Here is a 19,755-nt window from a genome sequence, read left to right on the forward strand (position 1 = left end):
AGCAAAGACATGTGTGGTATTGTCGGTATAGTTGGCACCACCCCCGTCAATCAGGCCCTCTACGACGCCTTGACGGTGTTGCAGCACAGGGGACAGGATGCCGCCGGGATCGTGACCATTGACAGTGGAAACTTCCGGCAACGCAAGGCCAACGGCCTGGTGAAGGACGTGTTTGAAGTGCGTCACATGCAGCGCCTGAAAGGGCATATCGGCATAGGACATGTCAGATATCCCACCGCAGGCAGCTCCAGTGCCGCTGAAGCCCAGCCTTTTTACGTGAACTCTCCCTATGGCATGGTGCTGGCCCACAACGGCAACCTCACCAACGCCAAGGAGCTCAAGGAGCAGCAGTTCAAGGTGGCCCGCCGCCACATCAACACCACCTCGGATTCCGAAGTGCTGCTGAACGTGCTGGCCCACGAGCTGGATCGCTGCGACAAGATGGCCCTGCAACCGGAGGACATCTTCGCTGCGGTGCGCAAGGTGCATCAGCAGATCCGCGGCGCCTATGCGGTGGTCTCTCTGGTGATTGGCCACGGTCTCATCGGCTTTCGCGATCCCAACGGCATTCGCCCGCTGATCCTGGGTCGCCGGGTCGACGAGCAGGGGCAGGTGGAGTACATGCTCGCCTCCGAGAGCGTGGCGCTCGATGCCATCGGTTTCGAGACGGTGCGCGACATCGCCCCGGGTGAAGCCATCTACATCACCGAGCAGGGCCAGCTCTTCTCCGAGCAGTGTGCGGAGAACCCGCAGATGAGCTCCTGCATTTTCGAATATGTCTACTTCGCTCGCCCTGATTCGTGCATCGACAAGGTGTCGGTCTATGCTGCCCGCCTCAACATGGGTCGCAAGCTGGGTCAGAAGATCGCCCGCGAGTGGGAAGATCTCGACGTGGACGTGGTCATCCCCATCCCCGAGACCTCCTGCGACGTGGCGCTGGAAATCGCCCACACCCTGGATCTGCCGTACCGTCAGGGCTTCGTGAAGAACCGCTACATCGGCCGTACCTTCATCATGCCGGGCCAGACTCAGCGCAAGAAGTCGGTGCGCCGCAAGCTCAATGCCATCAGCTCCGAGTTCAAGGGCAAGAAGGTGTTGCTGGTGGACGACTCAATCGTGCGCGGGACCACTTCCGAGCAGATCATCCAGATGGCCCGTGAAGCGGGGGCCGCCAAGGTCTACTTCGCCTCGGCGGCACCGGAAATTCGCTTCCCCAACGTCTACGGCATTGACATGCCCACCGCCAACGAGCTGATCGCCCACGGCCGGGAAGTGGAAGAGGTGTGCAAGCTCATTGGTGCCGATGGCCTCATCTTCCAGGATCTGGAAGATCTGGAAGCGGCGGTGCGGGAGATCAACCCCGAGCTGCGTCACTTCGAGACCTCGGTATTCAACGGCCACTACGTCACTTCCGACGTGGATCAATCCTACCTCGACCACCTCAACGCCATGCGCAGCGATGACAACAAGGCGGTGCGCGAGTGGCAGGAAGGCACCAGCAACCTGGAAATTTTTAACGAAGGCAGTTAAACGTTTTCCACGCTGAGGTGTTGCAACGAGATGGGGGCCAAGGCCCCCATTGTTGTTTCCGCTTGCCGAAAAGGGCCCTGCATCTGCTTGAAAAAGCAGCGTTTGTAGCCGCAGCTATGGGCAGTGGCGGCGGGATCCGCTAGCATGGGCCGCCGCCGTATCAACCCGACCAGACGAGAGTTCAGATGGATGACCTGCTAGCCCCCGTGCGCCAGTTTTTGCACTGCGAGACCCCGGATGCGTGGATCGAGATGGCGCGGGATCCCGCCCAGCTGCCGACCCTGCTCATCGATCACGCCAACTGCGAAAACAAGGCTGCGCTCACCGCCCACAGCCTGGTGCGCCGCTACTGCCTGCCCAAGGGCAAGCGACATCTGCTGCCCAAGCTGGCGTTCTATCGGGAGCTGGACGCCATTCCGGAGAAGGCCGAGATCCTCGGCAAGCGGACCATGGGAGAGACCGATCGCACCGTGTTCGAGGAGCTCTCTCGCAATCCGCTGCTGTTTCCCATGGTGCGGCTCATTCAGGAGGAGCTGCACCACTTCGAGCAGGTGCTGGAGCTGATGGCCGCCCGCGACATCCCCTACGGCCCGGTGACCGCCTCCCGCTATGCGCGCAACCTGATGCAGCACGTGCGCACCCACGAGCCCGCCACCATAGTCGACAAGCTGATCATCGGCGCCTACATAGAGGCGCGCTCCTGCGAGCGTTTTGCCAAGCTGGCACCCCATCTGGACGAGGAGCTGGGTCGCTTCTACGTCTCCCTGCTGCGCTCAGAGGCGCGCCACTATCAGGATTATCTGGCGCTGGCCGAGCAATATGCGGGGGAGGACATCAGCGAGCGGGTGGCCTTCTTCGGCCAACTGGAGGCGGAGCTGATCCGCTCGCCGGATCCGCAGTTCAGGTTCCATAGCGGTCTTCCTGTCAGATCTGACAGTTGTTGACGCGAAGGGGGCTGCCTACCATTGCAGCGTTCCTACTACGAGCGACGCATTTACTTTTGAGCGCAATTCCCGGCCCCTGAGCCGGGATTTTTTTGTCTCATTTTCGGGGCAGCGGAAACAGCGGGGAAGGGCCGGTGGCAGGCCGCCGGGCAGGGCTCAGCGGCGGTATTCGTTGTCGTAGTTCTGGATGAGGCGGCGGGTCACCTCGTGCTGGGGATCGGCGAACACCTTGAGGGTCTTGCCGCGCTCCACCACCCGCCCTTCGTGCATCACCAGCACCTCGTCGCTGATGTGGCTCACCACCCCCAGATCGTTGGCCACCAGCACATAGCTGAGCCCCATGGTCTCCTGCATCTCCAGCAGCAGGTTGATGATCTGGGAGCGCACCGAGATATCCAGGGTGGAGAGCGCCTCGTCGGCCACGACTATCTTGGGGTTGAGGATCAGCGCCCGCGCCAGCGCCACCCGCTGCTGCTGGCCGGCGGAGAGCATCTGCGGGTAGAAGAGGGCGTGATCTGCCAGCATGCCCACCATGCGCAGGGTCTGTATCACCTTGTCGCGGCGCTCCTCCTCGGTCATCTCGGTGTTGAGGCGCAGCGGCGTCTCCAGGATCTGGCCGACCCGGATCTTGCGATTGAGGGATGAGTTGGGGTCCTGGAAGATCATCCGCAGCAGCTTGCAGCGGGTCTGATAGTCGCCGTGGATCATCGGCTGCCCCTCGATGGCGATCTCGCCACCGCTCGGCTCTATCATGCCCGCCAGAATGCGGGCCAGGGTGCTCTTGCCGGAGCCGGCCTCGCCGACGATGGCCAGGGTCTGGCCCACCTCGAGATCAAAGGAGAGCGGCTTGATGGCTTCCACCGCCCGGCGTCGAAACAGGCCGGTGCGGTTCTGATAGGTCTTGCACAGGCCTCGGACCTGCAGCAGAGAGGGTTCGATCACTGTCCTGACTCCTTGGTGACAGGGCTCGCTGTCACGCACTGATACGAAATTGACGTCACTTCTTGGGCTCTTCCATGTTCAGCGGGAAGTGGCAGCTGAACTGGTGCCCCTTGATCTTGCTCATCAGCGGCGTCTGCACGCACTGCTTCTGGGCGTAGGGGCAGCGGGGGCCGAGCCGGCAACCGATGGGCAGGTGCTGCAGCGGCGGAATGACGCCGGGCAGGGTCTCGAGGCGCGACTTGTGGCGCACCAGCTTGTCAAAGTCGGGGATCGACTTGAGCAGCGCATCGGTGTAGGGGTGGTGCGGGGTCTCAAGGATCTGCTCCCGGGTGCCCACCTCCACCATCTGGCCGCAATACATCACGTTGATGGTGTCGGTCAGGTTGGCGATGGCGGCGATGTCGTTGCTGATGATGAGGATGGTGGTGTTGCCCAGCTTGTTCATCTTGTCCAGCAGCCGCAGGATCTGCGAATGGGTGGTGGACTCCATGGCGCTGGTGGGCTCGTCCGCCACCAGCAGGCGCGGCTGGTTGGCGATGGCCATGGCGATCATCACCTTCTGGCACATGCCGTCCGACAGCTCGTGAGGGTAGGCCCGCATCACCTTGCGGTGATCCTTGACGCCGACCCGGTGCAGCAAGGCGATGGCCTTCTTCTTGCGCCACTGGAAGCGCTGCCAGAACTGCCCCTCGAACGAGTCGGTGGGGATCGCCTCTTCCAGCTGGGTACCGATCTCCTCGGAGGGGTCGAGACAGCTGATGGGGTCCTGGAAGATCATGGCGATCTCGCGGCCCATGATGCGGCGCCGCTCGCGGGGGGCCATGGTCAGCAGGTCCATGTCGTTGAAGCGCATCCGGTCGGCGCGTACCGTCCAGTTGTCCTTCTGGATGCCGACGATCACCTTGGCCACCAGGCTCTTGCCGGAGCCGGATTCCCCCACCAGGCCGCGGATCTCCCCCTCGGCCAGGGTCAGGCTCACCTTGTCCACCGCCTTGACCTTGCCCTGCGGGGTGTCGATCTCGATGGTGAGGTTGCGTATGTCGAGCAGCGGCATTAGTCATTCCCCTCTTTGAGTGCTTCGCGAATGCCCTCGCCAACCAGCGATGGGTTGACCTGCACGCCGTACAGGAATTGGCGGGGGACAAGGGTGAGCATGCCTATCTTGGGCACAGAGCATTGCATCAGTCGTTCCCCTCTTTGAGTGCTTCGCGAATGCCTTCACCAACCAGGTTGGTGACCAGCACGCTGAACAGGATGGCCATGCCCGGCAGGGTCACGGTCCAGGGGGCGAGATAGATGAGATCGCTGGAGTCCGCCAGCATGGCGCCCCACTCAGGTTGCGGTGACTGGGCGCCGAGGCCGAGAAAGCCCACCGCCGAAATGTCGAGGATGGCCGCCGACAGGGTGCGGGTGGTCTGGGCCACCAGGGTCTCGACGATGTTCGGCAAAATGGCGAGGCGCATGATGCGCAAGGGGGGCGAGCCGTCGAGCCGGCTGGCGATGATGTACTCCTTCTGCATCTCGGTGTGGACCGCGTTGTAGGTGGCCCGGATGAAGGGCGGGATCAGCGCCAGGGTGATGGCGATCAGGGTATTGAACAGACCCGGCCCCAGGATGGCCACCATGATGATGGCCAGCAGCAGGGAGGGGATGGAGAGCAGGGTATCGAGCAGGTGGTGCAGCACGCTCGACTTGAGCCCCTTGCTCATGCCGCCGAGGATGCCGATGGCGGTGCCCACCACCATGGCAATCACCACCACCAGCAGGGCGTTGCCAAAGGTGAGCCGCGCGCCCACCACCAGCCGGGAGAGGATGTCGCGGCCCAGATCGTCGGTGCCGAGGAAGTAGTCGATGTTGCCGCTGTTGGCCCAGGAGGGGGCCAGCAGCAGGCGGGAGCTGTGCTGCTCGTCGATGCCGTAGGGCACCACCAGCGGGCCGAGCAGGGTGATCAGCAGCAGGATCACGAAGCACCAGAGCCCTGCCATCGCCAGCGGATTGCGGCGATAGGAGGCCCAGGTCTGCTCCAGCGGCGAGAGGATCTTGAGCTCGGGGTAGAGGCTAGTCTTGTCTTGCATAGGATTCCTGGCTCCGGGTCATGCCATGAGCACGTTCAGTCTTGTTTTGCATAGAGTTCTTTGCGCCGCGCCGGGTAGATGATGGTGGTGAGCAGCTCGGTGCTGACGCTGATGAAGATGACGAAGCTGGCCACCACCAGGGTGGCGCCGCGGATGGCGGCGTAGTCCTGCAGGGCGATGCTGTTGATGAGCCAGCGGCCGATGCCGTGCCACTCGAACACCACCTCGGTGATCATGGCGGAGGTGAGCACGCTGCCCAGCTGCAGGCCCAGCAGTGGCAGCACCGGCGGCAGGGCGTTCTTGAGACCGTGGCGCCAGACGATCTGGCGACGGGAGAGGCCGCGGCTGGCCGCCGCCTTGATGTAGTTCTGCTTCATCACGTCGATGAGGGAGCTGCGCACGTGGCGGATCACCTCGGTGGTGGGCACCACCGCCAGCACCAGCGAGGGCAGGATCAGGTGGCGCAGGGCGTCGTGCAGGGCGGCCTGGCGCCAGGGCTCGTGGCTCATCAAGACGTCGATGAGGGCGATGCCGGTGATGGAGGGCACGTCATAGAGCAGGCTTATCTGGCCCGAGGCGGGCAGCCAGCCCAGCTCCAGCGAGAAGAACATCACCACCAGCAGCGCCAGCCAGAACACCGGCACCGCGTAACCGATGAGGCCGGCGGTCATGATGGTGAGATCTAGCGGCTTGCCCTGGGAGAGGGCCGCCAGGGTGCCGAGCGGGATGCCCACCAGCAGCGAGATGGCGAAGGCCGCCCCGCAGAGGATCAGGGTGGCGGGGAAATAGTGGCGGATCTCGTCCAGCACCGGCAGGCCGGAGACGCTGGAGAGCCCCAGATCCCCGTCCAGAATGCGACGCAGGAAGTCGGGGTAGCCGCTCCAGAAGCTGGCTTGCTGGCCGATGAGGCGCACGTCCAGCAGGTAAGCGACGAAGGTCAGCGCCAGCAGGGTGATGAGCAGCAGATTGATGCGACGCAGGATATAGAGAAACATGCTTACTCCCGATAGGCCTGGTTGAAGACGGTGCCGCCAAAGGGCATCAGGGAGAGCCCCTCAATGTCGCTGCGGCTGACCTGGGTACGCAGGGCATGGGCCAGCGGAATGAGCGGCATCTGTTCGTTGAGCAGGGTCTGGGCGTAATAGTAGTTGCGCAGCCGAAACGCCAGCTGGGGCGTGGTCACCGCGTCGTCCAGCAGCTGATCAAACGCCGGGCTGCACCAGCGGCTGTAGTTGTTGCCGCGCTCGACGGCGGCGCAGCTCAGCAGCTGGCGAAAGAAGTTGTCCGGGTCTGCGTTGTCGGCGATCCAGCCGCTGAGCAGACTGTCGTACTGACCCTGGGCGAGGCGGGCCTCGATGACCGGCCACTCCTGCTGCACGATTTTGAGCTTGATGCCGATCTTGGCCAGATCGCTTCGCATCAGCTGGGCGGTCTTGAGGGCATCCGGGTTGTAGGCGCGCGAGCCCGGCTGCACCAGCACCTGCATCTCGAAGCCTTGCGCCAGTCCCGCCTCCTTGAGCAGCTGGCGCGCCCTCTTGAGATCCGGCTGGCGCATCGGCAGGGAGGGGTTGTAACCCCAGGAGAGCGGCGGCAGCAGGCTGTTGGCGGGCTGGCCCGTCTCGAAATAGACCGCCTGCAGCAGGTTGTCGATATTGATGGCGCTGGCGATGGCCTGGCGCACCTGCACCTTGTTGAACGGTGCCTTGCGGGTGTTGAGGGCGAGGAAGGCGACGTTCATGCCGGACTGCACCGCCAAGCTGAGGTCGGGATCCTTGTCGATCACCGACAGCTGGCTGGCGGAGGGGGTACTCATCACGTCGCACTCGCCGGTCAGCAGCTTGGCCAGCCGTTTGGAGGATTTGGGAGTGATGTCGTAGATGAGCTGCTCAATCTTGGCCTCGCCGCCCCAGTAACCGGGGTGGCGCAGGTAGCGCACGTATTCGTTGTGGCGATACTCCTTGAAGCTGAACGGCCCTGTGCCCACCGGGCGGCTGTCGATGAGCCCCGGGGTGCCGGCCTTTTGCAACTGCTCGGCATACTCGGCGGAGAGTACGATGGCGTAGTCGCTGGCCAGGGTGGCGAGGAAGGAGGCATCCGGCCGGTTGAGCTCGAACACGACGTTATCGGCCCCCTTCCGGTAGACCCGCTTGATCAGCTGATCCAGCCCCAGACTGTAGAAGTAGGGGTACTCGCCGCCGGACACTTCGTGATAGGGGTGCAGCTTGTCGAGCAGCCGCTGCCAGGTGAACACCACGTCGTCGGCGTTGAGGGGGCGGGAGGGGTTGAACCAGGGCGTGTGGTGAAAGGTCACCCCCTGGCGCAGGGTCAGGGTATAGGAGAGGCCATCCTCGCTCACCTGCCAGCGGGTGGCGAGCCCGCCTTCGAGCGCCAGGGTGTTGGGGTTCACCTCCAGCAGGCGGTCATAGAGCGGGCGCGAGCTGGCATCCAGGGTCACCCCCGAGTTGGAGACCTGGGGATTGAAGGTCTGGGGCGAGCCTTCCGCACAATAGATGAGTCCCGTTCTGGACGCGTCATCCTGTTTGTGACAACCGGTGAGCAGCACCAGCACACCAAGCAGCAGGGGTTTGAGCATTCTCATTGTCGAACCATGTTTTTATACGAAGTTGCCGGCGATGGGGCCGGCAAGGGGGGGAAGCCGCTCTGGCACGGGCTGCCCGGGTTATTAATCCGCATCGTTGTCACTGTCCAGCAGCTGGTATTTGCGCAGCATTCCGCGGAACTGGTGATAGCTCAGGGCCAGCAGTTGGGCGGCTTTGCGCTGATTATACTGGGATTGCTGCAACGCTTGCTTGAGTAAATTAATCTCGTAGCCCGCCACCGCCTGTTTGAGGTCCAGCGGCAGGGTGGCAGTGGCCGCAACGGGCGCCGGTTGCGCCTCGCTTGGCTGCGCCGCGGCGGTGTCGGTGCGAGCCAAGGGTCGCCAGGGGGAATCGAACGGATTGAGCACCAGATCGGCCAGCGGCAACTGGGGGTTGCCCTGGCGGTAGATGCTGCGCTCCACCACGTTTTTCAGCTCCCGCACGTTGCCTGGCCAGGGGTAGTCCAGCAGCAGCTGGGTCGCCTTGCGCGAGAAGCCGGCAAACAGCGGATAGCCGAGCTCCCGGGTCATGCCGTGGGCAAAGTGTTCCGCCAGCATCAGAATATCGTCGCGCCGCTCCCGCAGGGGGGGCAGGGTGATGACGTCGAAGGCGAGCCGGTCGAGCAGGTCGTGGCGAAATTGCCCCTTGTCGGCCAGCGCCGGCAGATCCTCGTTGGTGGCGCACACCAGCCGCACATCCACCTTGAGCGCCTTGGCGCCGCCCACCCGTTCAAACTCGCCGTATTCGATGACCCGCAGCAGTTTCTCCTGCACCCGGGCGCTGGTGGTGGCCAGCTCGTCAAGGAAGAGGGTGCCGCCATCGGCCCGCTCGAAGCGGCCCTGGTGACGTTTGGCGGCGCCGGTGAAGGAGCCCGCCTCGTGGCCGAACAGCTCGGTCTCCAGCAGGCTCTCGCTCAGGGTGGCGCAGTTGACGGTGACAAAGCTTTGATCCCAGCGCGCCGAGAGATAATGTAGGCGGTGGGCGATCAGCTCCTTGCCGGTACCCCGTTCGCCGATGATCAGCACGGGCTTGCGCAGCGGCGCCAGGCGGGAGGCCTGCTCAATGATCTCGAGAAATGCGTTGGATTCCCCCAACAGGCTTTCCGTGGCCGTGGTCATAGTCATCCCCGTGAGTCGGTGAAAGCTGGTCAATCTTACCAAAAGTTGGTGATTCTAATCATTACTTGTGTGGTGCCTCTTGAAATGTGATCGAGCAGCCCCATATAAATCAACAAGTTAAATTCTGTTCCAGATTGGCACACAAGTTGCCATTGTCAATGGAGAAACAACGTATGCCAACCACAGGAGTACAATCATGAGTATTTTTTCCCGCCTGGCCGACATCATCAATTCCAACCTGACGGCCCTGCTCGACAAGGCAGAAGATCCCCAGAAGATGGTGCGCCTGATCATCCAGGAGATGGAAGACGAACTGGTGAAGGAGCGCTCCAACCTGGCCCGCTTCCTCGCCAACCAGAAAGAGATCGGCCGCCAGGTCGCCCGCCATCAGGAGCGGGTCGCCGAGTGGCAGGGCAAGGCCGAGCTGGCCCTGAGCAAGGAGCGGGAAGACCTGGCCCGCGCGGCGCTCATCGAGAAGAAGAAGCAGGCCGAGCTGGCCGACTCCCTGTTGCGTGAGCAACAGGCGGTGGACAGCGGCATCGAGAAGCTGGGGGAGGAGATCCGTCAGCTGGAAGCCAAGCTGGAAGATGCCCGTGCCCGCCAGAAGGCGATGGCCATTCGCACCGAAGCGGCCAGCAGCCGTCTCAACGTACAGAGCCAGGTTGCCCGTGGCGACAGCCAGGCGGTGGTGAGCAAGTTCGAGCGCATGGAGCGCCGCATCGACGAGATGGAGGCCCGCGCCGATCTGGGGCAGTCCGACAAGGCGCTGGCCCAACAGTTTGCCGAGCTGGAAGCCGACGATCAAATAAGCAAAGAGCTGGAAGCCATGCGCCAGAAGCTGGGCCAGAGCGACACCACGCCGAAACAGGGAGAGTAACAGATGGAAGATCTGCTGGGTGTGTTGATGGTTCCCATGGTGGTCTTCATGGTAGTGGTGGCCCCCATCTGGCTGGTGCTGCACTACCGTGCCAAGGGGCGCATTGGCGCCGGTCTTGCCGATGGCGAGCGTGAACAGCTGCAGGGTTTGCTGGTGCGTGCCGAGAAGATGCAGGAGCGGGTCGGTGCCCTGGAGTCGATTCTGGATGCGGAAGTCCCGGGTTGGAGGAACAAGGTATGAGCAGCATCAGTCGTGAAGGTCGCAACCTGTACCGGGATCCCCAGCGCGGCAAGATAGCCGGGGTCTGTGCCGGTCTGGCAGAGTACTTCGGGGTGGAGACCTGGATCGTGCGGTTGCTGGCCATCAGTGGCCTCATCTTCGCCGGTTTCATCACCTTCACCGCCTACGTCGCCGCCTGGTTTCTGCTCGACAAGAAGCCGGTCACCCTTTATGCCCAGGAGGATGCCGACTTTGCCGAGGTGCGGATGAAGGCGCGCAGCTGGCAGGCAGGCGTCACGCCTCATCAGGCCCTTGCCCGCATCGGCCAGGAGCTGGATGCGCTGGAGCCCAGGGTGCAGCGCATTGAGAAGCTGGTGACCTCCAAGGAGTTCACCCTGCAGCGGGAGTTTCGCAACTTGTAAGGCCTGAGCGGTACGATGGCCCCGCCGACCTGGACTTGCCTCTGATGGCAGGGGAGGCGGGCGGGGATCATGACGAGGGTGGTGCTGCCTGCCACCCGCTTCGTCGGGCAGCTACGGGAGAACAGAACAAGCCTTGATACTCAATAAACTGGAACAGCAATTCAATCGCCTGCAGCACAAGGCAAGCGACGTGGTGAACCGGGTCCGGGATCGCCACATCCGGCTGGCAGTCACCGGCCTCTCTCGCAGCGGCAAGACCGCCTTCATCACGGCGCTGGTCAACCAGCTGGAACACGCGGCCATCGACGGCCGGCTGCCCCTGTGGGATGCCCTGCGCCAGGGGCGCATCCTCGGCGCTCGCCGGGTGCCCCAGCAAAATGCCCACATTCCCACCTTTGCCTACGAGCGCGGCCTCGACGCCCTGTTTGGCGATCCGCCGGCCTGGCCCGAGCCGACCCGCGGGGTGGCCGAGGTGCGCCTGGAAATCCGCTATCGCACCCGTCATCCGCTGCGCAAGCACCTGGGGGAGATCTCCACCCTCTACGTGGATCTGGTGGATTACCCCGGGGAGTGGCTGCTCGACTTGCCGCTGCTGGAGATGAGCTACGAGCAGTGGAGCGAGCAGGTGCGCGAGCAGCTGCGCCGCCCCGAGCTGCAGACCCTGGCCGCCGGCTGGCTGGCACCCGCATGGCAGGCGGAGCAGGGCTTCGAGGAGCGGCCGGTGGCCCAGCTCGCCGAGCGCTACACCGATTATCTGCACGCCTGCAAGCGTGAGCTGGGGCTGCACCTGATCCAGCCCGGTCGCTTCGTGCTGCCGGGGGAGTATGCCGGTGCCCCCATGCTGCAGTTTGTGCCCTGGGTGTGGGAGATGCCTGCCGGCGAGCCCGCCGAGGGGACTCTCTACGCCACCCTCAAACAGCGCTTCGAGCAGTACAAGCAGCATCTGGTGCAGGGTTTTTATGAGCAGCACTTCGCCGGTTTCGATCGCCAGATCGTGCTGGTGGACTGTCTGCAGCCCCTCAACGCCGGGGCGGCCAGCTTTGGCGACATGCAGCAAGCCATCGCCCGCATCATGGAGAGCTTTGCCTACGGCAAGAGCAACTGGTGGCGGCGGCTCTTCTCGCCGCGCATCGACAAGCTGTTGTTCGTGGCGAGCAAGGCCGATCACGTCACCCCGGAGCAGCACGGCCCCATGGTCTCCCTGCTGCAGCACCTGGTGCGCAGCGGCCGCGGCCAGGCCCGTTTTGAGGGGATTGCCACCGAGTGTCTGGCGCTGGCCGCCATCAAGGCGACCGAGGTGGGCAAGGGGGTGGCCGATGGCCGCGAGTTCCCCGCCATCCGTGGCACCAGCCTGAGCGGTGAGCCGCTCTTGCTGTTTCCGGGCGAGGTGCCATCCCATATCCCGCCTGCGCAGTGGTGGAACAATCAAGGCTTTGATTTTCAGGCTTTTCGCCCGCTGCCCATGAGCGCCCATCAGGCGCTGCCCCATATCCGGCTCGATGCGGCGCTGGAGTTTCTGCTCGGGGATCACCTCGAATAAGGGCGTGCGGCCCGGGTTTGTTGCCTGCGCCGCACCCAGAAGACGGTTTTCAGGAGAAGCGATGAACGATCAGACAAAAGCGCAGCCGCCGCTGCAAGGCAAGGTGATCCTGGAGCCCACCTTGACGACAGCTGACGACCAGCGAGCGCCGGCACCCGCCCAGCGACTGGAGGAGGCGAGCTTCGAGCGCCTCGATGAGCTGGAAGAGCTCACCGAGGTGGAGAGCGCCCTCGTCATCAAGCCGCGCCGCCGTCATCGGCTGCTGGCCTGGGGGCTGGGGGCGGTCGGCCTGCTCTCTCTGGGCCAGTACGGCGCCTTTCTCTACGAGCAGTTTCTCACCACCCCGCTCTGGGGCGGCGCCTGGCTGGCGGCTTCGGCGCTGGTGGCGGCGGGCACCGCCGGGGTGGTGGGACGTGAGTGGCTGCGCCTGCGCGCCCTCAAGCGGCGTCAGGATGTGCGCTCGCGGGCCGAGGATCTGCTGGCTCATCAGGGGGTCGGCCAGGGGCAGGGGTTTTGCGAAGGGCTGGCCGAGCGCAGCGGCGACAAGGGGCGCGAGGGGTATCAAACCTGGCTGGCCCAGCTCGACGAGAGCCACAACGATCGGGAGGTGTTGACCCTCTACAGCCAGCTGGTGCTCGGCGAGCGCGACAAGTTGGCCCAGGCGCGGGTGGCCAAATGGTCGGGGGAGGCCGCCGTGCTGGTGGCCCTGAGCCCGCTCGCCACCGTCGACATGATGCTGATGCTGTGGCGCAACCTGCGGATGATCGAGGACATCGCCGACGTCTACGCCATCGAGCTCGGCTACTGGAGCCGCATTCGCCTCATCCGTCAGGTGTTTCGCAACATGCTCTACGCCGGTGCCACCGAGCTGGTGACCGAGGTGGGGATGGATTTGCTGGGGGCCGAGCTCACCGCCAAGCTCTCCGCCCGTGCCGCGCAAGGGGTGGGGGCCGGGCTGCTCACCGCCCGGCTCGGCCTGCGCACCATAGAGGCGTGCCGCCCGTTGCCCTGGTGCGCGGACGAGAAGCCGAGACTGGGAGAGCTGAGAAAGCGGCTGATCGGTCAGCTGGCGGGCTACCTCAACAAGGGGTGAGCACCAGGCCAAGGGCTCGATTGTGGTTGTCACAAATTATTTACAATTGTCCGCAGCAGCCGACCCCAGGGTCGGCTGCTTTTTTGGGGGGCAAACCGTTACAGTGATCTCATCGCGCAATGGCGCCACACCGCCCGGATGGCGGGTTGCAACCCAGAGGATGGAGTCACCCATGGCAAGTCTCTACACCGCCCACCAGCCGGACGAAGCGGGCACGATCCACTACTCGGACGAGGAGCACGGCACCTGGCAGATCCTGATCGCACGCCAGCTGGCGGCGCTCGAAGGCAAGGCCTGTGACGAGTACCAGGCCGGGCTGGCGCGGCTCGACCTGCCCCGGGATCGGATCCCCCAGCTGGCCCAGATCAACGCCGTGTTGCAACCGGCCACCGGCTGGTCGGTGGCGGCGGTGCCGGCCCTCATCTCCTTTGACCGCTTCTTTGCCCTGCTGGCCAACCGCCAGTTTCCGGTGGCCACCTTCATCCGCCGCCGGGACGAGCTCGACTACCTGCAGGAGCCCGACATCTTTCACGAGATTTTCGGCCACTGCGCCATGCTGACCAACCCCGCTTTCGCCCACTTCACCCATGTCTATGGCCAGCTCGGCCAGCGGGCCGGCAAGGAGGAGCGGGTCTTTCTGGCGCGGCTCTACTGGTTCACGGTGGAGTTTGGCCTGCTGGCCACGGCGAAGGGGCTTCGCATCTACGGTGGCGGTATTCTCTCCTCCATCGGCGAGACCGCCTATGCCCTCGGCTGCCAGCCGGTACTGCAACCCTTTGACCCCATCGAGGTGCTGCGCACCCCGTATCGCATCGACATCATGCAGCCCACTTATTTCGTGCTGCCCGAGCTTGATGAGCTCTATCGTCTGGCGGAGCAGGACATCATGGCCATGGTGGCCGAGGCGCGCCGCCTGGGGCTGCGCCCCCCCCGTTTTACACCGGCCGGCGGCAAGCAGGCGAGTTGAACCGCCCGCCAGTGTTGATCACCCCTTTTCATCGATACACAAGGAGAGTCCCATGTCCGAATTGGCCAGCCAGCAGTGTGAAGCGTGCCGCGCCGATGCCCCCAAGGTGAGCGAGCAGGAGCTGAGCGAACTGATGCGCCTCATCCCCGACTGGCAGCCGCTGGTGGTAAAAGGTGAGCTGCAGCTGCGGCGCGAATTCACCTTCCGCAATTTCAAGGAGGCGCTCGCCTTCACCAACCGGCTGGGTGAACTGGCGGAGGCGGAGTTTCATCATCCCGCCATCCTCACCGAGTGGGGCAAGGTGACCGTCAGCTGGTGGACCCACAAGATAGGCGGCTTGCACCGCAACGACTTCATCATGGCGGCGCGCACGGATGAGCTGCTGAAGTGAAGAGGCCATTCCTAATCGACAAATTGCTCAAATAAACGCCTGTAGATGACGCGGGCCTGCCCGGTGAAAACGGGGCGGGCCCGCATTTTTATGGGCTGGCGCTCGCACTGGCGGGATCGAGTCTGTATTATCCGGTCATTCATAGAGTTAGCTAGGAAGTGTGTCCCGAATGCGTCTTGAAGTCAGCTGTGAAGACCGCCTGGGCCTGACCCGGGAACTGCTCGACCGCCTGGTGGAGCACAACATCGATCTGCGCGGCATCGAAATCGATACCTCAGGCATCATCTATCTCAACTTTCCCGAGCTGGAGTTTCGTGATTTCCAGCACCTGATGCCGGAGATCCGCCGTATTCCCGGCGTCTATGACGTCAAGACCATCCCCTACATGCCCTCCGAGCGGGAGCACCACGAGATTGAGGCGCTGCTCAAGGCGCTGCCGGATCTGGTCTTCTCCCTCGATGCCAAGGGCAAGGTGACCCAGGCCAACCAGTCCGCCCTCACCACCCTGGCCCTGCCGGTGGAGGAGGTGCGCGGCGCGGCGCTCGGCTCCCTGGTCAAGGGCTTCTCCTTCAGCCGCTGGCTGGAGGCGAGCGAGATCCGCCCGCAGACCTGCAAGCTCAGCATCGGCGGCGAGGAGTATCTGGCGGATCTGATGCCGCTGTTCGTGGCCGAGGAGAAGGGCAAGCAGGCCCTGGCCGGCGCCGTGGTGGTGCTCAAGTCCGCCCGCCGGGTCGGCATGCACTTCAGCGCGCTCCACGCGGTGGAAGTGGGGGGCTTTGAGCACCTGCAGGCCGAGAGCCAGAAGATGAAACAGGTGCTGGCCCAGGCGAGCAAGCTGGCGATGCAGGATGCGCCGCTGCTGATCGTCGGCGAGACCGGCACCGGCAAGGAGTTGCTGGCCCGCGCCTGCCACGGTGCCAGTCTGCGCTCCAGCCATCCCTTCATGGCGCTCAACTGCGCGGCCATGCCGGACAACGTGGCCGAGAGCGAGCTGTTCGGTTACGCCCCCGGCGCCTTTGGCAACAACACTGAGGGCAAGCGCGGGGTACTGGAGCTGGCGAGCGGTGGCACCCTGATGCTGGACGAAATCGGCGACATGTCGCCCCATCTGCAGACCAAGTTCCTGCGGGTGTTGCAAGACGGTGTGTTCCGCCGGGTCGGCGACGAGCAGGAGGTGAAGGTCAATGTGCGCTTCATCTGCACTACCCAGAAGCAGCTGCTGGATCTGGTGCACGAGGGCAAGTTCCGGGAAGATCTCTACTACCGCCTCAACGTGCTGAGTCTGGCGCTGCCGCCGCTGCGCGAGCGCAAGGCGGACATCATGGCGCTGGCCCAGCAGTTCGTCTCCCGTTTTGCCAGCGAACTGCAGCGTCCGCGCCCGCGCTTTACCCGCAACATGGCCGAGTACCTGACCGCCTATCGCTGGCCCGGCAACGTGCGCCAGCTGCGCAACTGCCTCTATCGCGCCATGACCTTGCTGGAAGGGGACGAGATCGGCCCTGAGCACGTGGACTTGCCGGTGGCGGCCGACGCCATGCCGCTCATCGACGAGTGGTTCGAAGGGGGGCTGGACGAGGCGGTGAAACGCTTCGAGAGCCGGCTGCTGGAGCGGCTCTACCCGGCGTTCCCCTCCACCCGTCAGCTGGCCAAACGGCTGGGGGTGTCGCACACCGCCATCGCCAACAAACTGCGGGAATACGGGATCAGCAAGAAGTAACCCCATGAATGTAACTTATCGCAGGGCTCACGCCGGGGTGGGCCCTCTTCATTATTGTGACGCCAGCCCGGTCAGCCCCTTGCTCTGCGGGCTGCGCCTTGTCATGCTGCTGACAAGTTCCATACTATCTCCTGCCGGCTCACCCCCTTCGGGCCTGTGCCCTGTGTGGTTGCTGAGGCGGGTGTAAGCGCAGGCATGATGCACACTTTTTCACTGTTCAGGATCCTGGTCTGGCTGGCGCCCCTGTTTTGCTCGCTGGCCCTCTCCGGCGAGTCGCCCCCGCTCACCGCGGCCGAGCTGCGGTCCGAGCAGGTACGCCAGACCGTGCTCGACATTCTCAGCTATACCCGCTGGCCGAATGAACCGAGCGAGCTGCGCCTGTGCGTGGCGGCACCGACGGAATACGCCACCGCGCTCTTTTCCATCAAGCAGCAGGCCAACGGCCGACCGGTCAGCGTCCATCGCTACGAAATCGATGACGAGGCGATCGGCCCCCAGTGCGACGTGCTCTATCTGGGGGTGCTCTCCTCCGAGCGGCGCTTGCCGCTGTTTGAACGGCTGCGTGGCTACCCCATCCTCAGTATCAGCGAATCCAGCTCCGAGTGCGTGGCCGACGCCGTCTTCTGCCTGCAGATCGGCAAGGAGCGGATCCGGTTCAGGGTCAATCTGGATGCCCTGGCCAGGAGCGGAGTGCGGGTGCATCCGGCGGTGCTCAAACTGGCCAAGGCCGATGAGGGGGGGGCATGATAGGTCTGTTCCGCCCCCCTTCCCAGCGCCTCACCTTGCGACAGAGTCTGGGACGCACCCACCTGGTGACGTCCCTGACCGCGGTCTGCATGGCCGGTCTGCTGCTGACCGGCATCGCCCTGCTGGCGCTGCGGCTCTATGCGGATCACAATCTGGAGCTGGTCGCCCGCGCCATCGGCTATACCAGCGAAGCGGCCGTGGTGTTCCACGACGAGGAGGCGGCCCGGGAGGCGCTGGAGGCCATCCTCACGCACGAAGACGTGGCGCAGGCCAGCATCTATCTGCCGAGCGGCCAGCTGCTGGCGAGCTGGAGCCGGGCCATGAGCACCCCCTGGTCCGGCCTTGAGCAGTATCTGGCGCGGATCATCCTGCCGGGGCCGGTGGATCAGCCCATGATGCGGGGGGGCATGGAGATCGCCCACATCCACCTGGTGGGGCACGGCCAGTATCTGTTGTTGTTCCTGCTGCAAACCCTGCTGGCCATGCTGCTCTGCCTGGTGCTCAGCACCCTGGGGGCCCTCTATGTGGCGCACCGGATGCAACACTCCCTCACGGCGCCGCTCAAGGAGCTGGCCCAGGTGGCCCACAGCGTGAGCCGCCAGCGGATCCTCGCCATGCGGGTGCCGGAAGCCAACATCGCCGAGCTGCACGAGCTGGGTCAGGATTTCAACTCCCTGCTCGACGAACTGGAGGCCTGGCAGGCCCACCAGCGGCGGGAGAATGCCAGCCTGTTGCACCAGGCCACCCACGATGCCTTGACCGGCTTGCCCAATCGTGCTCTGTTTGAGGCTCGTCTGGATCAGGCGGTCACCACGGGCCGGCTGCATGACGAGCGCTTCGCGCTGCTCTACCTCGATTGTGATCGCTTCAAGCAGATCAACGACACCCTGGGCCATGCCGCCGGGGATGACGTGCTGATCGCGCTGGCCAGACGGGTACAACATCAGCTGCGGCCGATGGATCTGGTATGCCGTCTGGGGGGCGACGAGTTTGCCATCCTGCTCACCCCCCTCTCCCTGGTGGAGGAGGTGGAGGATGTGGTTGCCCGCATCCAGCAGGCCATGGCGGACCCCGTGGTACTGGGGGACGGCAGCCAGCTGGTGGCGGCCGTCAGCATTGGCGTCGCGCTGTATCCGGATCAGGGGCAGAGTGCCGCCGATCTGCTGCAGCAGGCGGACCATGCCATGTACCAAGCCAAACGGCTGCGTCGGGAGCTTGCACTCCATGAGCAGCTGGAATTTGATGTCTCTGCTGAGGAAAAATAACAATGAAGATCCATGTCCTGATGAAAACCGGCTTGATCGGTTTGCTGCTGAGCGTGCTGATGGGCTGCCAGAGTGCTCCCCACGGCCTCACGGCAGAGCAGATCGCCGTACTCAAGGAGCAAGGCTTTCGCCTGACCGACGAGGGTTGGACTCTGGACTTCTCCAACCGTGTGCTGTTTGCCAACAACGCGGATGCCCTGACCCCCAAGACGCGCGTCGTGGTGGAAAAACTGGGGACGACTCTGCTGGAAGTGGGCTTGAACCGGGCGCGGATCGATGGTCATACCGACTCCAACGGGGCGGCGGACTATAACGATCAGCTCTCCTACAAGCGGGCACAGTCGGTGGCCGACGTGCTGGTTTCGGTCGGCATGCCGCAGGCCAACCTGGACATCCGGGGCCGTGGCGAGCGCGATCCGATCGCCGACAACAAGACGGCTGCCGGTCGGGCCGAAAACCGCCGCGTGGCGATTGTCATCAGCAATGAATGACACGGTTGTGTAGATACAAAAAGAGCGCCATCAGGCGCTCTTTTTTGTGGCTCGCCGTTATTGCTGCTTGAACTTCTCGCGGTCGTGGTGACTGCGCAGGCGGATGTTGATCATCTCCACCGTCAGCGAGAAGGCCATGGCGAAGTAGATGTAGCCCTTCGGAATGTGCAGGTCCATCCCCTCGGCCATCAGCGCAAAGCCCACCAGGGTGAGGAAGGAGAGGGCCAGCATCTTGATGGTGGGGTGGTTGTCGACGAAGTCGCCGATGGCCTTGGCGGCGAACATCATGATGAAGACGGCGATCATGATGGCCAGCACCATGACCGGCACGTGATCCGCCATGCCCACCGCCGTGATGACCGAATCCAGGCTGAAGACGATGTCGAGGATGGCGATCTGGATCAGGGTGCTGATGAAGCCGGAGGCGGCCGTGCTCACGCTCTCGGGCTCGGCGGCCCCCTCCAGGGTGGCGTGGATCTCGTGGGCACTCTTGCCGATGAGGAACAGGCCTCCCAGCAACAGGATGAGATCGCGGCCCGAGATGGCCTCGCCCAGCACGGTGAACAGCGGCTCGGTGAGGCGCATCACCCAGGCGAGCGATAGCAGCAGCAGGATGCGGGTGCCCATGGCAAGCGCCAGCCCCAGGATCCGCGCCTTCTGGCGCTGGGCTTCTGGCAGACGGCCGACCAGGATGGAGATGAAGATGATATTGTCGATGCCGAGCACGATCTCGAGCAGGGTCAGGGTGGCGAGCGCGACCCAGGCAGAGGGGTCCAGAACCCATTCCAGCATGATGAAACCTTGGTTGAACTTTGGT

Annotated in this window: 20 protein-coding genes; 13 read left to right on the plus strand and 7 right to left on the minus strand. The window is 64.0% G+C overall.

Features of this window, described 5'->3' with window-relative positions; all coding sequences use genetic code 11:
* The first annotated feature begins 9 nt into the window (after positions 1-9).
* On the plus strand, positions 10-1,530 hold the full coding sequence (gene purF / locus PG897_RS02720; RefSeq protein ID WP_005300060.1) for an amidophosphoribosyltransferase: 1,521 nt from the start codon (positions 10-12) through the stop codon (positions 1,528-1,530).
* Positions 1,531-1,715: 185 nt separating this feature from the next.
* On the plus strand, positions 1,716-2,474 hold the full coding sequence (miaE, locus tag PG897_RS02725; protein ID WP_024941343.1) for a tRNA isopentenyl-2-thiomethyl-A-37 hydroxylase MiaE: 759 nt from the start codon (positions 1,716-1,718) through the stop codon (positions 2,472-2,474).
* 156 nt (positions 2,475-2,630) lie between these two features.
* Here miaE and PG897_RS02730 read toward each other — a convergent pair whose 3' ends face one another.
* The 6 genes from PG897_RS02730 to pspF all read right to left on the minus strand — a co-directional run bounded on the left by PG897_RS02730 (position 2,631) and on the right by pspF (position 9,209).
* Positions 2,631-3,416 carry a peptide ABC transporter ATP-binding protein gene (locus PG897_RS02730; RefSeq protein ID WP_005300064.1) on the minus strand — a complete coding sequence of 262 codons (786 nt, stop codon included), beginning with the start codon at positions 3,414-3,416 and terminating at the stop codon, positions 2,631-2,633.
* Between the two features lie 55 nt (positions 3,417-3,471).
* On the minus strand, positions 3,472-4,470 hold the full coding sequence (locus tag PG897_RS02735; protein WP_005300065.1) for a peptide ABC transporter ATP-binding protein: 999 nt from the start codon (positions 4,468-4,470) through the stop codon (positions 3,472-3,474).
* Between the two features lie 127 nt (positions 4,471-4,597).
* Positions 4,598-5,491 (minus strand): ABC transporter permease subunit, encoded by an 894-nt coding sequence (locus tag PG897_RS02740; protein WP_005300069.1) that lies wholly within the window; start codon positions 5,489-5,491, stop codon positions 4,598-4,600.
* 35 nt (positions 5,492-5,526) lie between these two features.
* Positions 5,527-6,486: an ABC transporter permease gene (locus tag PG897_RS02745; protein WP_005300071.1), complete on the minus strand. Its 960-nt coding sequence runs from the start codon at positions 6,484-6,486 to the stop codon at positions 5,527-5,529.
* A 2-nt stretch (positions 6,487-6,488) separates the two neighbouring features.
* The gene (gene sapA, locus PG897_RS02750) at positions 6,489-8,084 is read right to left on the minus strand and encodes an ABC transporter substrate-binding protein SapA (RefSeq protein ID WP_017779987.1); all 1,596 of its coding nucleotides are present in this window, start codon (positions 8,082-8,084) and stop codon (positions 6,489-6,491) included.
* A gap of 90 nt (positions 8,085-8,174) precedes the next feature.
* Complete coding sequence (pspF, locus tag PG897_RS02755) at positions 8,175-9,209, minus strand: phage shock protein operon transcriptional activator (protein ID WP_024941344.1); 1,035 nt, start codon at positions 9,207-9,209, stop codon at positions 8,175-8,177.
* A gap of 196 nt (positions 9,210-9,405) precedes the next feature.
* On the opposite strand from pspF, the gene pspA reads away from it, so the two are divergent.
* The 11 genes from pspA to PG897_RS02810 all read left to right on the plus strand — a co-directional run bounded on the left by pspA (position 9,406) and on the right by PG897_RS02810 (position 18,938).
* A complete protein-coding gene (gene pspA, locus PG897_RS02760; RefSeq protein ID WP_005300077.1) occupies positions 9,406-10,086 on the plus strand; it encodes a phage shock protein PspA in 681 nt (226 codons plus the stop codon).
* Positions 10,087-10,089: 3 nt separating this feature from the next.
* Positions 10,090-10,326, plus strand: a complete 237-nt coding sequence (gene pspB, locus PG897_RS02765; protein WP_005300084.1) for an envelope stress response membrane protein PspB — start codon at positions 10,090-10,092, stop codon at positions 10,324-10,326.
* Positions 10,323-10,727, plus strand: coding sequence for an envelope stress response membrane protein PspC (gene pspC, locus PG897_RS02770; RefSeq protein WP_024941345.1), 405 nt, complete (start codon positions 10,323-10,325; stop codon positions 10,725-10,727). The genes pspB and pspC overlap by 4 nt, the downstream gene beginning before the upstream one ends.
* Positions 10,728-10,860: 133 nt before the next feature.
* Complete coding sequence (locus tag PG897_RS02775) at positions 10,861-12,267, plus strand: YcjX family protein (protein WP_024941346.1); 1,407 nt, start codon at positions 10,861-10,863, stop codon at positions 12,265-12,267.
* Between the two features lie 61 nt (positions 12,268-12,328).
* A complete protein-coding gene (locus tag PG897_RS02780; protein WP_024941347.1) occupies positions 12,329-13,360 on the plus strand; it encodes a YcjF family protein in 1,032 nt (343 codons plus the stop codon).
* A 172-nt stretch (positions 13,361-13,532) separates the two neighbouring features.
* On the plus strand, positions 13,533-14,327 hold the full coding sequence (phhA, locus tag PG897_RS02785) for a phenylalanine 4-monooxygenase (protein ID WP_024941348.1): 795 nt from the start codon (positions 13,533-13,535) through the stop codon (positions 14,325-14,327).
* A 52-nt stretch (positions 14,328-14,379) separates the two neighbouring features.
* A complete protein-coding gene (locus PG897_RS02790; protein WP_005300093.1) occupies positions 14,380-14,718 on the plus strand; it encodes a 4a-hydroxytetrahydrobiopterin dehydratase in 339 nt (112 codons plus the stop codon).
* Positions 14,719-14,887: 169 nt separating this feature from the next.
* The gene (tyrR, locus tag PG897_RS02795) at positions 14,888-16,435 is read left to right on the plus strand and encodes a transcriptional regulator TyrR (protein WP_010634201.1); all 1,548 of its coding nucleotides are present in this window, start codon (positions 14,888-14,890) and stop codon (positions 16,433-16,435) included.
* 195 nt (positions 16,436-16,630) lie between these two features.
* Positions 16,631-17,182, plus strand: a complete 552-nt coding sequence (locus PG897_RS02800) for a YfiR family protein (RefSeq protein ID WP_010634200.1) — start codon at positions 16,631-16,633, stop codon at positions 17,180-17,182.
* The gene (locus PG897_RS02805) at positions 17,179-18,447 is read left to right on the plus strand and encodes a diguanylate cyclase domain-containing protein (RefSeq protein ID WP_005300100.1); all 1,269 of its coding nucleotides are present in this window, start codon (positions 17,179-17,181) and stop codon (positions 18,445-18,447) included. Before PG897_RS02800 ends, PG897_RS02805 begins: the two co-directional genes overlap by 4 nt.
* 2 nt (positions 18,448-18,449) lie before the next feature.
* Positions 18,450-18,938, plus strand: coding sequence for an OmpA family protein (locus PG897_RS02810; protein ID WP_005300102.1), 489 nt, complete (start codon positions 18,450-18,452; stop codon positions 18,936-18,938).
* Positions 18,939-18,995: 57 nt separating this feature from the next.
* Here PG897_RS02810 and PG897_RS02815 read toward each other — a convergent pair whose 3' ends face one another.
* On the minus strand, positions 18,996-19,730 hold the full coding sequence (locus tag PG897_RS02815) for a TerC family protein (RefSeq protein ID WP_010634198.1): 735 nt from the start codon (positions 19,728-19,730) through the stop codon (positions 18,996-18,998).
* Positions 19,731-19,755: the final 25 nt, after the last annotated feature.

Origin of the sequence: Aeromonas sp. QDB20 (genome assembly GCF_027707805.1) — a bacterium.
Taxonomy (GTDB): Bacteria; Pseudomonadota; Gammaproteobacteria; order Enterobacterales; family Aeromonadaceae; genus Aeromonas; species Aeromonas dhakensis.

Excerpts from the sequence above, each read along its gene's own strand:
- PG897_RS02810 (WP_005300102.1), top strand. The coding sequence starts at position 18,450 with ATGAAGATCCATGTCCTGATGAAAACCGGCTTGATCGGTTTGCTGCTG.
- pspF (WP_024941344.1), bottom strand. The coding sequence starts at position 9,209 with ATGACCACGGCCACGGAAAGCCTGTTGGGGGAATCCAACGCATTTCTC.
- tyrR (WP_010634201.1), top strand. The coding sequence starts at position 14,888 with ATGCGTCTTGAAGTCAGCTGTGAAGACCGCCTGGGCCTGACCCGGGAA.
- sapA (WP_017779987.1), bottom strand. The coding sequence starts at position 8,084 with ATGCTCAAACCCCTGCTGCTTGGTGTGCTGGTGCTGCTCACCGGTTGT.
- PG897_RS02790 (WP_005300093.1), top strand. The coding sequence starts at position 14,380 with ATGTCCGAATTGGCCAGCCAGCAGTGTGAAGCGTGCCGCGCCGATGCC.
- PG897_RS02815 (WP_010634198.1), bottom strand. The coding sequence starts at position 19,730 with ATGCTGGAATGGGTTCTGGACCCCTCTGCCTGGGTCGCGCTCGCCACC.
- pspA (WP_005300077.1), top strand. The coding sequence starts at position 9,406 with ATGAGTATTTTTTCCCGCCTGGCCGACATCATCAATTCCAACCTGACG.
- pspC (WP_024941345.1), top strand. The coding sequence starts at position 10,323 with ATGAGCAGCATCAGTCGTGAAGGTCGCAACCTGTACCGGGATCCCCAG.
- miaE (WP_024941343.1), top strand. The coding sequence starts at position 1,716 with ATGGATGACCTGCTAGCCCCCGTGCGCCAGTTTTTGCACTGCGAGACC.
- phhA (WP_024941348.1), top strand. The coding sequence starts at position 13,533 with ATGGCAAGTCTCTACACCGCCCACCAGCCGGACGAAGCGGGCACGATC.
- pspB (WP_005300084.1), top strand. The coding sequence starts at position 10,090 with ATGGAAGATCTGCTGGGTGTGTTGATGGTTCCCATGGTGGTCTTCATG.
- PG897_RS02745 (WP_005300071.1), bottom strand. The coding sequence starts at position 6,486 with ATGTTTCTCTATATCCTGCGTCGCATCAATCTGCTGCTCATCACCCTG.
- PG897_RS02735 (WP_005300065.1), bottom strand. The coding sequence starts at position 4,470 with ATGCCGCTGCTCGACATACGCAACCTCACCATCGAGATCGACACCCCG.
- PG897_RS02740 (WP_005300069.1), bottom strand. The coding sequence starts at position 5,491 with ATGCAAGACAAGACTAGCCTCTACCCCGAGCTCAAGATCCTCTCGCCG.
- PG897_RS02780 (WP_024941347.1), top strand. The coding sequence starts at position 12,329 with ATGAACGATCAGACAAAAGCGCAGCCGCCGCTGCAAGGCAAGGTGATC.
- PG897_RS02805 (WP_005300100.1), top strand. The coding sequence starts at position 17,179 with ATGATAGGTCTGTTCCGCCCCCCTTCCCAGCGCCTCACCTTGCGACAG.
- purF (WP_005300060.1), top strand. The coding sequence starts at position 10 with ATGTGTGGTATTGTCGGTATAGTTGGCACCACCCCCGTCAATCAGGCC.
- PG897_RS02800 (WP_010634200.1), top strand. The coding sequence starts at position 16,631 with ATGATGCACACTTTTTCACTGTTCAGGATCCTGGTCTGGCTGGCGCCC.